11 protein-coding genes and 1 tRNA gene are annotated in these 12703 nt (G+C 58.4%); 6 read left to right on the forward strand and 6 right to left on the reverse strand.

The window, feature by feature from the left end; genetic code table 11:
• Nucleotides 1-75: 75 nt before the first annotated feature.
• Nucleotides 76-2052 carry a lytic transglycosylase domain-containing protein gene (locus tag Q0O99_RS10400; RefSeq protein ID WP_293751108.1) on the reverse strand — a complete coding sequence of 659 codons (1977 nt, stop codon included), beginning with the start codon at nt 2050-2052 and terminating at the stop codon, nt 76-78.
• Between the two features lie 9 nt (nt 2053-2061).
• Here Q0O99_RS10400 and Q0O99_RS10405 point away from each other — a divergent pair, with 9 nt between their 5' ends.
• Together Q0O99_RS10405 and Q0O99_RS10410 are read left to right on the forward strand one after the other, a co-directional pair.
• On the forward strand, nt 2062-2646 hold the full coding sequence (locus Q0O99_RS10405) for a 5-formyltetrahydrofolate cyclo-ligase (protein WP_293751110.1): 585 nt from the start codon (nt 2062-2064) through the stop codon (nt 2644-2646).
• A gap of 18 nt (nt 2647-2664) precedes the next feature.
• A complete protein-coding gene (locus Q0O99_RS10410) occupies nt 2665-3294 on the forward strand; it encodes a TetR/AcrR family transcriptional regulator (RefSeq protein WP_293751112.1) in 630 nt (209 codons plus the stop codon).
• A gap of 105 nt (nt 3295-3399) precedes the next feature.
• Here Q0O99_RS10410 and rapZ read toward each other — a convergent pair whose 3' ends face one another.
• The 3 genes from rapZ to Q0O99_RS10425 are packed head-to-tail and all read right to left on the reverse strand — an operon-like array spanning nt 3400 to nt 6827.
• Nucleotides 3400-4248 (reverse strand): RNase adapter RapZ, encoded by an 849-nt coding sequence (gene rapZ, locus Q0O99_RS10415; RefSeq protein ID WP_293751145.1) that lies wholly within the window; start codon nt 4246-4248, stop codon nt 3400-3402.
• Nucleotides 4245-5930 carry a DNA repair protein RecN gene (gene recN / locus Q0O99_RS10420; protein WP_293751114.1) on the reverse strand — a complete coding sequence of 562 codons (1686 nt, stop codon included), beginning with the start codon at nt 5928-5930 and terminating at the stop codon, nt 4245-4247. Before recN ends, rapZ begins: the two co-directional genes overlap by 4 nt.
• A gap of 3 nt (nt 5931-5933) precedes the next feature.
• On the reverse strand, nt 5934-6827 hold the full coding sequence (locus tag Q0O99_RS10425) for an NAD kinase (protein ID WP_293751116.1): 894 nt from the start codon (nt 6825-6827) through the stop codon (nt 5934-5936).
• 28 nt (nt 6828-6855) lie between these two features.
• Here Q0O99_RS10425 and hrcA point away from each other — a divergent pair, with 28 nt between their 5' ends.
• Entirely contained in the window at nt 6856-7860 is a 1005-nt protein-coding gene (hrcA, locus tag Q0O99_RS10430) for a heat-inducible transcriptional repressor HrcA (RefSeq protein ID WP_293751118.1), read from the forward strand.
• Between the two features lie 578 nt (nt 7861-8438).
• Nucleotides 8439-8777, forward strand: coding sequence for a hypothetical protein (locus Q0O99_RS10435; protein WP_293751120.1), 339 nt, complete (start codon nt 8439-8441; stop codon nt 8775-8777).
• Between the two features lie 388 nt (nt 8778-9165).
• Here the strand turns inward: Q0O99_RS10435 and Q0O99_RS10440 are convergent, their stop codons facing one another.
• Nucleotides 9166-9894: a class I SAM-dependent methyltransferase gene (locus tag Q0O99_RS10440; protein ID WP_293751122.1), complete on the reverse strand. Its 729-nt coding sequence runs from the start codon at nt 9892-9894 to the stop codon at nt 9166-9168.
• A gap of 328 nt (nt 9895-10222) precedes the next feature.
• Nucleotides 10223-11215, reverse strand: a complete 993-nt coding sequence (locus Q0O99_RS10445) for a P1 family peptidase (RefSeq protein WP_293751124.1) — start codon at nt 11213-11215, stop codon at nt 10223-10225.
• An 83-nt stretch (nt 11216-11298) separates the two neighbouring features.
• On the opposite strand from Q0O99_RS10445, the gene Q0O99_RS10450 reads away from it, so the two are divergent.
• Both Q0O99_RS10450 and Q0O99_RS10455 read left to right on the forward strand, forming a co-directional pair.
• On the forward strand, nt 11299-12330 hold the full coding sequence (locus Q0O99_RS10450) for an ABC transporter substrate-binding protein (RefSeq protein ID WP_293751126.1): 1032 nt from the start codon (nt 11299-11301) through the stop codon (nt 12328-12330).
• Nucleotides 12331-12384: 54 nt separating this feature from the next.
• Nucleotides 12385-12461, forward strand: a tRNA-Arg gene (locus tag Q0O99_RS10455).
• The last annotated feature ends 242 nt before the right edge of the window (nt 12462-12703 follow it).

Here is a 12703-nt window from a genome sequence, read left to right on the forward strand (position 1 = left end):
GAACTTGCGGCAATGCCCATCATGTCGGATCAGAAGGTCCGACCTGCGGCAAAGAGGTTGAACCGGCCGTCAGTGTTACGGCAAATCCTTGCTGGCCTCGGCAACGGGTGAGGTGCGCGGACCGACCGAGCCCAGACGTGCTTTGAGCGATTGCGGCTGCCCCGTCAGGATGGCGGCGTAGTTGGTGGTGTTGGACAGCACTTTTTTCACGTAATCGCGTGTTTCGAGGAATGGAATGTTTTCGGCCCAGATGGCCGCTTCGAGCACAGGGCCTTTGCGCCAGTTGCGCGGGCGGCTGGGGCCAGCGTTGTAGGCGGCGGTGGCCATGGGCATGGAGCCTTCAAAGTCGTCCAGCACCAGTTTAAGGTAGCCGGTGCCAATGGCCACGTTCACTTCGCGGTCGGTGATCTGGTCCGGCGTGAAGCCGGTCATGCCGATCTTTTTGGCCGTCCATTTGGCGGTGGCCGGCATCACCTGCATCAGGCCCGAAGCGCCCACATGCGAGCGGGCGTCTATGACGAAGCGGCTTTCTTGCCGGATCAAACCGTACACATAAGCCGGGTCGAGGCGGATCTCGCCAGCGCGGCGCACCACCGTCTCGCGCAGCGGCATGGGAAAGCGCTGTTCAAAGTCAATCACCTCCTTGGTGCGCTCGCTGGTGTTGATGCAACGGTCCCATACCTGCCGTTGGCAAGCCAGGTCGGCCGCGGCCAGCAGCTCGCGGTCGTTCATGCCACCGGGGGTGTGCAGGTTGGTGCTGTAGTTCCATTCGCGGTTGCCCTCAGTTCGCAGACCCAACTGGATGGCGTACAAGGCGCGCTGCAGGCCGGGGTTGATGAGGGCCGCAGCTTTTTCTTGCGGGGTCAGGGCCATGGGGCGCTCAGGCGCAGTGATCGGTTGGCCCAGCTCTTCCAGCGCCAGCTGCTCATAAAAACCGCGCACGCTGGCGATGCTGCGCAGCAGACCTTGGGCCTCCAGTTTCTGGGCGTTGTCCTGGGCCGTGGCGGTCAGGGCGCGGGCCCGCCAATAGACCCAGGTTGGGTCTTTGCGGTGGTCGGCGCTCATGGCCTGGGTGGCGCTCAGCACCTGTGGCCATTGGCCTTGGCGCAAAGCGGCACGCACTTTCCAGCCCAGCAGGTCGTCGTTCAGGTCGCTGTCTTTTTGCACCTTGGCAAAGTGGCTGGCCGCGTTGTCTTGCAGCTTTTGGGCGGCTTGTTTGCCAATGACGGCCCAGGTCCAATTGCGCTCTTCAGCGCTCAGCTGGATGGCCCAGCGACGGCTCAGCAAATCGGCCGCCTCGTCCGGGTCTTTGGCGGCCAGCCGGATCAGGGCCAGCACCGCGAGTTCTTTGCGGCTGCGGGTGATGGCCATGATGCGCTTGTCCAGGTATTTGGCCGGGTTGGCGTGGATGAGCGCCACTTGTTCGGACAGGCGCGGCGCTTCGATGTCCACTGCGGCTTGCGCCGCGCGGGGCCGGTTGGCGTCCATGGCGGTGCGGGCTTTGCGCCACAGGTCCAGCGCCTGAATCTGACGGCCCGAATGCAAATGCTCGGCCACATAGGTGCAGCCATCGTCGGCCTCACGCAATGAATACCAAAGACGCAGGGCTTCATCGGCCACATCGGCCTTGCTGTTCATGGCCTCGGTGGCCAGGGCGTAACAGCGCACTTCGCGGTCATCGCGCATGCGAAAGCGGGGGTATTGGGCCGTGAAGGTGGCCCAGTCGCGCCGTTTGCCCAGTTGTTGCAGCCAGTCGTTGCGCAGGCGGTCTTCGTAGTAGCTGCCTGCGTAGCTGTCCAAGAAGCCGCGAATTTCAGATTCAGGCGCGGTGTCAAGGCGGGTGCGCATGTCCCAATAGGCGGCCAAGGGCTCCAACACATGGCCGCGGGCTTGGGGCATTAGGGCTGACAGCCGTTTGGCATCATTTTTGCGAAAAGCCTGATGCATCTCCAGCAGCACCACGTCGGCCCGGTTTTGGGCTTGGGCGGGCCAGACCCCCAGGCCCGTCATGGCCATGGCGCTCAGCAGTGTCAAAATGGGTCTTAATTTCATGGGTCGATTATGGACAAAGCCGAAGCAAAACGCGCCTTGAGAAAAGCCTTGATTGAAGAAAGGCTGAACCTGCCCGACCGATTGGCGCGGGCCGAAGCCTTGCAACGCGTCATGCGCATTTGGCTGTTTGACCGCCCCGAAACCGTGATCGGTGCTTACTGGCCGATCAAGGGCGAGTTCGATCCGCTGCCCGCGCTGCACCGCTGGAAAGAAGACGGCGAGTTGAACGGCGAGCCGCAGCGCCGCCAAATTGGCCTGCCGGTCGTCAACAAACAGCACAAAACCTTGACTTTCCACACCTGGTACCCCGGCTGCCCGATGGAAGAAGACGCCTATGGCATTCCCAAGCCCAAAGACACCGAAGTCATCGTGCCCACCTTGTTGTTTGTGCCCTGCGTGGGCTATGGCATTGGCGGCTACCGCCTGGGTTACGGCGGGGGGTTCTACGACCGCACCCTGGCTACCCTGCTGCCAAAGCCCTTCACCGTGGGCTTGGGCTACACCCACGGGTTTTTAGAAGATTTGGAGCCCGAAGACCACGATGAGCCGCTGAACGCCATCCTGAACGACAACGGGGTGGTCTGGCCCATTTGAGTCAAACCCGAAAGAACCATGGCCAGACCCAAATCAGCAACCCACGACATCAAGCGCGACGCGATCCTGGACATCGCGGCGCAGTGCTTTGCGCAAAGCAGCTACCCCGCTGCCAGCATGAACGAAATCGCCACCGCATGTGGCACCTCCAAGGCCAGGCTGTACCACTATTACGAAAGCAAGGAAGCCATCTTGTTTGATTTGCTGGACCGCCACACCCAGCGCCTGTTGGCGGTGATCGCGCAAACCGAAGCCAACGCCCAGCGCAAGGACCTGAACGAACGGGCCGCGCTGCACGAGTTGGTTCGGGCGTTTTTGCAGGAATATGAAACCTCGGCCACCCGGCACGCGGCCTTGCTCAATGACACCCAGTTTTTGAGCGACGTGCCCGACGCGGCCTTGGGCTTTGCGCCAGTATCCCCGCGAGAGCTGATCCTGAACCGCCAGCGCGACATCGTGGCCGCCATGACCCGATTCATGAAGCGGGCCTACCCTGAGCGCTTGACGCCCACCAACCAGACCGCCCTGACCATGATGCTGCTGGGCATGATCAACTGGACCTTCACCTGGCTGCGTCCGGGTGGCCCCATCAGCTATGCGGCCTTTGCCGATGAAGTGATTGGTATGCTGGAAAAGGGGCTGGGTTGAGGTGCTTGGACGTCTGCAACCCTGCTCATGCGCAGGTGACGGGATGTTCATCACCCAGCCGCGAAACGGGTGGCAAATCGGCTCACCTGCGCCTTGCACTGTGGCTCAAATCGCGTCCAGTTCCCGGTGCCGTTTCAGGGTGAGCCAGCGTGTGCCGAAGTTTTGGGCCAACTGCTCGACCATGAACACCGAGCGGTGCTGCCCCCCAGTGCAACCGATGGCCACCGTCACGTAGCTGCGGTGATCGCGCTCGATGGCCGGAATCCAGTGCTTGAGGAACCCTTCGATCTGCAATTGCATTTGCAAGAACGCTTCGGACTGGCGCAAATAGGCCTGCACCGGCTCGTCACGTCCCGTCAAAGGCCGAAGCGCGCTCTCGTAATGGGGGTTGGGCAACATGCGCACGTCAAACACATAGTCGGCATCGGTGGGGATGCCGCGCTTGAAGCCAAACGATTCAAACACCAAGGTCAGCTGGGCCGAGGGGGCGCTGACCAAGGTCTTGATGTAGGTTTGAAGCTGTGCCGATCGCAGCAAACTGGTGTCAATGACGTGGGCACGGTCGCGCAAGTCGGCCAGCAATTCACGCTCGAAACCAATGGTTTCAAGCAAGGCTTTGTCGCCACTCGACAAAGGGTGTTTGCGCCGCGATTCGGAATAACGGCGCTGCAGCGTGTCGGAGTTCGCGTCCAGAAAAACCGACTTCACCGTCATGCCCATGTCATGCAGCAAATTCATTTGCTCAGGCATCAGGTACAAGGAATTGGCGCTGCGCACATCGATGGCAATCGCCAGGCGTCGCTCTTGGTGTTGCTCTTCGAGCTTGACGAAGGGAATCAGCAACTCAGGCGGCAGGTTGTCCACGCAGTAAAAACCTGAGTCTTCTAGGGCGTGCAGCGCCACCGATTTGCCAGAACCGGACATGCCGGTGATCAAGATGATGTCCATGTTCAGCTTTGGGTGGCTTTGCGGCCAACGGGTTTGGAAGGGGTGCCCAGCATTTCGCGAGCATGGGCCAAGGTGGTGGCAGACAACTTTTCGCCGCCCAGCATGCGGGCGATCTCGCTCACGCGATCTTGGCCATTCACGCCGCGCACTTGGCTGCTGACTTGGCCCCTGGCCGCGGCTTTGCTGACCAACAAGTGGTGGTCTGCGCAGGCGGCCACCTGGGGCAGATGGGTCACGGCCAGCACTTGGCGGTGCAGGCCCAACTGCTTCATCAGGCGGCCCACGGTTTCGGCTACAGCACCGCCCACGCCGGAGTCCACCTCGTCAAAGATCAAAGTGCCGGCTTCGCCCAGCTCGCTGGTGGTCACCGCAATGGCCAGCGCGATGCGCGAGAGTTCGCCACCCGAAGCCACTTTGCCCACGGGCCGGGGGGTGCTGCCTTCGTGCCCTGCGACCAGAAAGCTGACTTCCTCCAGCCCGTGCTGTGCCGGTGCATCCAGGGTTTGCAGCTGCACCTCAAAGCGGCCGCCTTGCATGCCCAGTTGCTGCATCGCTTTGCTGACGGCCTGGGCCAAGGGTTTGGCGGCTTTTTGGCGTTGATGTGATACGGCTTTGGCCGCTTGCAAACAGGCTTTGTGGGCAGCTTGTTCGGCTTTTTGCAGGCTGTCAAGGTCGGCGGCGGCATCGAGCTGGGCCAGCTCATGACGCCAGTTTTGCAAGCTCAAGGGCAGTTCGTCGGGTGTTTTTTTGTAGCGCCGAGCCAGCGACAGCCACAGGCCCATGCGCTCGTCCAGTTGGGCCAGGTGCTGCGGGTCCAAATCGGTTTTTCGCAAATAGCTGTGCAGGCTGTGGGCCACGTCCTCGGCCTGGGCCTGCGCAGACACCAGCACTTCGGCCAGGGCGTGGAACTCGGCCTCATACTGCCCGAGCGATTGCAGGGTCTGGATGGCGCGGGACAGATGGCGCAAAGCGCCGCTGTCGCTGTCACCGCCTTCGAGCCAGACCGTGCTCTGGTTGGCCCCGTCAATCAAGGCCTGCGCGTTGGCCAACCGGCTGTGTTGGGTGCTCAGGTCTTGCCATTCGCCCACCTGCGGGTTCAGCTTTTCCAGCTCGCTGATTTGCCAGGCCAGGCGTTCGCGCTCGTTGGCCAAAGTGCTTTGCGCTTGCAACGCATCGGCCAAGGCTTGCTGAGCATGGCGCCAGGCCTGCCAGGCGGCTTTGAGCGGGCGGGTGTCGGTGCCCGCGTAGGCGTCGAGCAAGCCGCGCACCGCATCAGGGCGGGTCAGGCTTTGCCAGGCGTGTTGGCCATGGATGTCCAGCAACTGCTCGCCCAGCTCGCGCAGCTGCTTGGCGGTGGCGGGGCTGCCGTTGATCCAGGCGCGGCTTTTGCCTGCGGTGTCCACCGTGCGGCGCAGCAGCAAATTGGCATTGGCCTCAAACCCAGCTTCTTCGAGCCAAGCCTGAATAAGGGGCGTAGGCTCAAATTCGACGCAGACCTCGCAGCGGCTGGCACCTTCACGTACCACGCTGGCTTCGGCACGGGTACCCAAGGCCAGTTGCAAGGCGTCGATCAAGATGGATTTGCCCGCACCGGTCTCGCCGGTCAACACGCTGAAGCCTGTTTTCAGGTCCAGCGCCAGTTCATGCACGATCACAAAGTCGCGCAGCGTGATGTGCGTCAATGCCATGGCTCAATCGCCCCCATTCCAGTGCATTTTTTTGCGCAAGGTGTCGAAATAATTCCAGCCTGCCGGGTGCAAAAAGCGCACTTTGTGCTCGGAGCGATTGACCACGATCCGATCACCCAATATCAAATCTGCCAACGATTGCATGTCAAAGTTAGCGCTGACATAGCGCCCAGAGACGATTTCAATGCTGATCTCGCTGGATTCGGGCAGCACGATGGGGCGGTTGGACAGGGTGTGCGGTGCAATGGGGGCCATGACCCAGCCGCCCATGGCCGGGTGCACCAAGGGGCCGCCCACCGACAGCGAATAAGCAGTGGAGCCCGTGGGCGTGGCGATGATCAGGCCGTCGGCGCGTTGGTTGGACACAAACCGCCCGTCAACCTCGACCCGCAGCTCCACCATGCCCGAGGTGCCACCCCGGTTGACCACCACATCGTTCATGGCCAGCGCGCTGAACACGCTGCGCTGGTCGCGCATGACGTGGGCTTGTAGCAAGCTGCGGTCTTCGGTTTGGTAATGGCCCTGCAGCATGGGCAGCAACACGGTCTGGTAGCTTTGCAGGGGTATGTCGGTGATGAAGCCCAGCCGCCCTTGGTTGATGCCCATCAGCGGCAGGCCATGGCGGGCCATTTGGCGGCCTATGCCCAGCATGGTGCCATCGCCTCCAATCACCAGGCCCAAATCGCACTGCGTGCCAATCTCGGACATGTCCAATGCGAGGTATTGGTTCAAGCCGGTGTGCGAGGCGGTTTCTTGGTCCAGCACCACATCGCAGCCTTGCCGGGTCAAGAACTGGGCCACGTCGTCCAAAGCGCGGCGAGAGCTCTCCAACGCCCCGCCATGGGCAGTGGTGTGGTACTTGCCAAAGAGTGCAATGTGACGAAACTTGGAGGTCATTCGCAAATTACATCATTAAAATGACCGCATGCTAGATGACCGTGCCAAGTTATTGCTCAAAGCGCTGGTGGAACGCTATATCGCGGACGGCCAACCCGTGGGCTCGCGCACGCTCTCCAAGGCCTCGGGTCTGGATTTGTCACCCGCCACCATCCGCAACGTGATGTCCGACCTGGAAGAGCTGGGCCTGATCGCCAGCCCCCACACCTCGGCCGGGCGCATTCCGACCAGCCGGGGCTATCGCCTGTTTGTCGACACCATGCTCACCGTGCAGCGCGACGGCTTGGACACCCCGGCGCTCACGCCCGACCAGCCGCAAAAAGTGATTGCCAGTGCGGCAAACTTGCTGTCTAGCTTGTCGCATTTTGTGGGTGTGGTCATGACACCGCGCAAGCCGTCGGTGTTCCGGCATATCGAGTTTTTGCGCCTGTCCGAGCGGCGCTTGCTGGTCATCCTCGTCTCCCCCGAAGGCGATGTGCAAAACCGCATCCTGTTCACCGAGACCGATTACTCGCAAAGCCAACTGATCGAAACGTCCAATTTCCTCAACAGCCACTACGCGGGCATGGCCATCGAGCAGGTGCGCAGCCGGGTGCAGCAAGAGTTGGTCAGCCTGCAAAGCGAAATCGCCACGCTCATGCAAGCGGCCGTTCAGGTCAGCACCGAAGCACTGGCCGATGACCAGAATGAAGTGGTGATCGCAGGTGAGCGCAATTTGTTGTCGGTGAGCGACTTTTCCAGCGACATGGGCCATTTGCGGCGGGCTTTCGACCTGTTTGAGCAAAAAACCCAGCTCATGCGTTTGCTGGATGTGTCCAGCCAAGCCGAAGGTGTGCGCATCTACATTGGGGGAGAAAGCCAGATCGTGCCCATGCAGGAACTGTCGGTGGTCAGCTCGCCCTACGAGGTCGACGGCCAGATTGTGGGCACCTTGGGCGTGATCGGCCCGACCCGCATGCCCTACGACCGCATGATCCAGATCGTCAACATCACCTCGCGCCTGGTCAGCAATGCGCTGAGCCAGTCCAAATAGGCCTCTTTGGCCGACTACAATGACAAGCTGTAGTGGGGCGTTAGCTCAGTTGGTTAGAGCAGAGGACTCATGAAAATTGTGCACCGAGGCAGGAAACTCTTCGTGTGAATGGCGTCAAATTCGGTGAAAGCTAAGTGCAGTGATGCATACGCCAATGCCGAGCCAAGCTCAGTGAGAAATCACTTTGAAGGTGTAGAGACTAGACGGCGCCCGTCTAAGTGCAGTGATGCATACGATGAAGGCATAGTCCAGGGAGTAGTGAAAGCTACACAAACCAGAATCCTTTGGTCGACAGTTCAAGTCTGTCACGCCCTACCACTTGCAAAAAGCCACCTTTCAAGGTGGCTTTTTTGTTATTCAACTTTGATCGTGTTGTTTACTGATTTCAAAAAGAGCTGATCATGGACAGGCGTCAATTTGTTGGATATGGACTAGGTGCAGGTTTATCCACAGCTTCTTTGCCGACATGGGCTGCAGACAAATGGGGAAAGGATCAAGGTTACCCAACTGGTTGGAATGGTCGGTTTGCCAGATTGCCTGAGTACTGAGCTGGAAATTATTCTGGCGGTTTTGAAAAAATGTTCCCACACCACATCATTGAAAATTCGTCAATGCCGACAAAATTTGATGAGGCTAAAATTAATGACTTTAAGTACAAGTGGGGATTATTTAAAAAATCACCAAAAGAGTACTTGGATAGTTGGTCAACAACAGGTTTGTTAATCAGTCGAGACTCAACCATTTTGCATGAAAGCTACAAACGTGGTCGCACTGCCCAGATGCGTCTTACGAGTTGGTCAATGGTAAAAAGTGTGACTTCAATTTTGCTTGGAATTTATATTGACAAAAAATTAATAGATAACTATGACGATACCGCTGATAAGTATTTACCGGAGTTGGAGGGAACCTTGCACTGAGGTGATTCGCTAACGGGCCAGCGCCATTTGCTCCGCACTGACAGGCTTATCCCCCGCGCCTTTGACCAGCCTGGCCGCCTCCATCTTGAATTCCAGCGTGTAATGGCCCGTTTTCTCGTTTCACTCATTTCGTTCTCCTTGAACTGATTTTTTACCATCAGCTAAGCAGTACGTTTTTCGGGGGCAAAGTCACAAAACCTTCCCGTTGTCACTCGTAGTTTCCGTGATGTCGCTCATCTTGCGATTGAATGCATGGATCAAGAACTCAAAAGTGGCAAGGGTAAGGTCTTAATCAAAGACAGTATTCGTGTCATCACCGAGTACCTGATACCAATACTTGGCAAAAGAGTCATCACACGCATCAATGTTGACTTGCGACCAAGCGTTGTTAAGTCTGCGGTGGAGTTGGTTTAAGTGCGCGGCGTAGAAAATTAAGCAGAAGAATTTTCTTTAGGATGCCTTTCAAAGTTCTTGATCGCATCGTTCTCTCATTCTGAGTAGCGCCGGCAGGATTCAACAATGTGTTGCTATGTGAAACCCGTCCGTTCTCAAAGTCTTTTTTATGATTCAAGATACGATCAGCAAATACTGATGAATGCTGCGCATCTTTTAGAAATACACCAACATAGTCCTGCCATCCACCGCCGACCTGTGTGTAACACTCAAGTAAAACGGGATTGTATTCATTACGTTTTGCCCAAGTAACAAGTGCTTGACCGCTGTCCGGATAAAAGCGCCAACAATCTACAGGATAGTTATGAACTCCACCGTCAGATGGGGCATTCAAATAGAAAAGACCAGTTGGTTTTAATACTCTTAAAATCTCCAAAAAACTTAACCAAAACATTTCGGAGTGTTCAAAACAAGAAGACGAAACTATGATGTCGATCGAATCATTTTCAAATGGGAGTTTGTATGGATCGCTCAATACGATATCAACACCTTTTGCTTCCTGAAAATCTACCCCAATGTATTTGAAATTTTTTGGGCAAACTTGCTTGAGCGATCCATTAACATCCTGAGCTCCGATGTCAATCACCGTCACTAATGAACCATTAAAAAACTTTGAATAGGTTGCGAAGAAAGCTTCGCCATTGTTCATCGCTGTGGGATGCATCGTTAAAGTTCCTGATTGTTGTAAAAGAAAAGACAGTTTAACAGCGTAAAGCAGAACGGCACAGACTTACGACTGTGCGCACAGCATTGCTTCAGTGATACTGTGGATTGTAGTTGGGTGCGACATTGTGCGGCAGTAAATTGCGTATTTGCTTACGCACTTTGCTACACACCGAAAATAATCGCGTTGTATGTCTTGTAAATGCTGGCTTCTTTTTGATTTTCTGCTCTCATAATCCTTTGGTCGACAGTTCAAGTCTGTCACGCCCTACCATTTTGATCCACAACTCAGCCCGCTATTCACCGAGTGGGTTTTCTTGTTTTTGGGCTCAAGTCACCATGGTGATGGCTGCAGGCACATCGCCCCAGCCTGTGGCAATGCCCCGCGCCTGCCGAATCGCATCCACCGTGGCCAGCGCCGTGGCCTCAGCGGCCATCACCGTGAGCAGCATCAGATCTACCGGATCGGTTTCAGTGCCTGTTGCCAGGGCAAACAAGGTGTCGCCGTCCAGCGTGGTGTGGGCCGGGCGGATGCTGCGGGCCAGGCCGTCGTGGGCGCTCATGGCCAAGCGTTTGGCTTGGGGCTTGGTCAGGGTGGCGTTGGTGGCGACCACACCGATTGTGGTGTTGGTGCCGGGCAGGGGGCGGTTGCCGCGTTCGCCTTGCAGCAAGGCGCGTTGGGTGTCCAGCAGGCTGCGGCCATCGGCTGTGCGGGCTCCGGCCAGCACTTGGCCCGTGGCCGGGTCGATCACATCGCCCACCGCGTTGCAGGCGACCAAGGCGCCCACCACCCAGGGGCCCACGCGCACGCTGGCGTTGCCGATGCCGCCTTTCATGCAGCGGTCCAGGCCGAAGAGCTTGCCCACGCAGGCGCCTGCGCCTGCGCCCACATTGCCTGCTGCGGGCGTGGCGGTAGATGCGGCCTGACAGGCTTGGTAGCCGGCCTGCGCGTGAGGCCGGGCTTTGGGGTCGTCGCCGGGGCGCACCACAGGCAAGTCAAACAACACGGCCGCAGGCACGATGGGCACGCGGCCGTAGCCGGTTTCAAAGCCGATGCCCTGCTCATCCAGCCAGCGCACCACGCCTGTGGCCGCGTCAAGGCCAAAGGCGCTGCCGCCGCTGAGCAGCACGGCGTGCACTTTGTCCACCAGGTTGGCCGGGTCCAGCAAATCGGTTTCGCGGGTGCCAGGGGCTGCGCCGCGCACATCCACCGCGCCCACCGCGCCGTGGGGGGCCAGCACCACCGTGCAGCCGGTCAACCGTTCGCTGAGCGTGAAGTGACCGACCTGCAGCCCGGGGACATCCACAACAGAGCCCACCATGGCGCCTTGGCCGCTGTTTACAATCGTTTGCGATGCCATTGAAAACCCTGTTCATCTTTGCTCACAGATCCCAAGGATAGCGCGTGCCCCTGTTTGTATTGAGACGGCTGCTGAGCTTTGTGTTGACCCTGCTGGCCACGTCGGTGGTGGTGTTTGCTGTGCTGGAGTTACTGCCCGGCAATGCCGCACAGGTGATATTGGGCGAAACGGCCACGCCCGAGTCGATCGCGGCGATGGAAGACAAGCTGGGCCTCAACCAGCCTGCGGCCACCCGCTACCTGAGCTGGATGGGCGGCATGCTGCAGGGGCAGACGGGCTTGAGCATCTCTTACGACACCCCCACGGCGCAACTGATGGCCGAGCGCATGCAGGTGACGCTGCCGCTGGCCGTGATGGCCATGGGTCTCACGGTGGCGTTGGCCTTGGCGCTGGGCATTTATGCCGCTTCGCAGCAAAACAAGGTGGGCGATGTGCGTGTGCGCCGTGCCCTGTCGCACGCTATCGATAAAAAAGCCTTCATCGACGGCGTGTTTGAAGGCCTGGCCAAACCCATTGGCAGCCACATGGCCCCCACCGATGCCGGTTATGTTGACCTGACGGGTGCGTACGCCTACGACCCCGAGAAAGCCAAAGCCCTGCTCAAGGAAGCCGGTGTGCAAACCCCATTGAACGTGACCTTGACCCTGCCTCCACCGCCGTATGCCCGCAAGGGTGGCGAAATTTTGGCCGCCCAACTGGCCAAGGTGGGCATCATCGCCAAAATTGAAAACGTCGAATGGGCGCAGTGGCTGGGCGGCACCTTCAAGGGCAACTTTGACCTGACGGTGATCAACCATGTCGAGCCCCTTGACTACATGGCTTACGCTAATCCGCAGTATTACTGGGGTTACGACAGCAAGGCCTTCCGCGATCTGGCCGCCAATCACGCCGCTACCACGGGCGCCAAAGAACGCACGCAACTGTTTGGCGACATGCAGCGCATGATCACCAAGGATGCGGTCAACGTGTTTTTGTTCAACGCCACCAACACGGCGGTGTACCGAAAAGGCCTCAAAGGCCTGTGGTCCAGCTCGCCTGTATTTGCCAACGACATGTCGGCCGTGTCTTGGCAATAAAACAAAAACAGCCCGAAAGTGCCCTGAAAAGCTTGCTATAATTCCGTGTACGATGCGGCTGTAGCTCAGTTGGATAGAGTACTTGGCTACGAACCAAGGGGTCGTGGGTTCAATTCCTGCCAGCCGCACCAAAAATTAGAAAGCCCACAACGAAAGTTGTGGGCTTTTTCTTTTGTGCGCCCAGCATGGGCGCACACCTGCGGGTGCAAGTCCCGCTGCTGGCTGGGTCAAAGCGAGCTTGATTGTTGCCCAACCGCGTCAGGGCGACCGAGCTTGGAATGTAAGCGCTGAACCTCAATCCGAGCCGTTCGACGAGAACCGTTTTAAATGTGATGCCAAGCAGGTCGGGTGGGCATTCAGCCACCAAGCGCTT

Source organism: Limnohabitans sp. Rim8 (genome assembly GCF_945901735.1).
GTDB lineage: Bacteria > Pseudomonadota > Gammaproteobacteria > Burkholderiales > Burkholderiaceae_C > Limnohabitans_A.

Coding starts and splice junctions, on each gene's coding strand:
- Q0O99_RS10425 (WP_293751116.1), bottom strand. CDS start 6,827: ATGACCTCCAAGTTTCGTCACATTGCACTCTTTGGCAAGTACCACACC.
- Q0O99_RS10435 (WP_293751120.1), top strand. CDS start 8,439: ATGTTCCCACACCACATCATTGAAAATTCGTCAATGCCGACAAAATTT.
- recN (WP_293751114.1), bottom strand. CDS start 5,930: ATGGCATTGACGCACATCACGCTGCGCGACTTTGTGATCGTGCATGAA.
- Q0O99_RS10405 (WP_293751110.1), top strand. CDS start 2,062: ATGGACAAAGCCGAAGCAAAACGCGCCTTGAGAAAAGCCTTGATTGAA.
- Q0O99_RS10440 (WP_293751122.1), bottom strand. CDS start 9,894: ATGCATCCCACAGCGATGAACAATGGCGAAGCTTTCTTCGCAACCTAT.
- Q0O99_RS10410 (WP_293751112.1), top strand. CDS start 2,665: ATGGCCAGACCCAAATCAGCAACCCACGACATCAAGCGCGACGCGATC.
- Q0O99_RS10400 (WP_293751108.1), bottom strand. CDS start 2,052: ATGAAATTAAGACCCATTTTGACACTGCTGAGCGCCATGGCCATGACG.
- Q0O99_RS10445 (WP_293751124.1), bottom strand. CDS start 11,215: ATGGTGGGCTCTGTTGTGGATGTCCCCGGGCTGCAGGTCGGTCACTTC.
- hrcA (WP_293751118.1), top strand. CDS start 6,856: ATGCTAGATGACCGTGCCAAGTTATTGCTCAAAGCGCTGGTGGAACGC.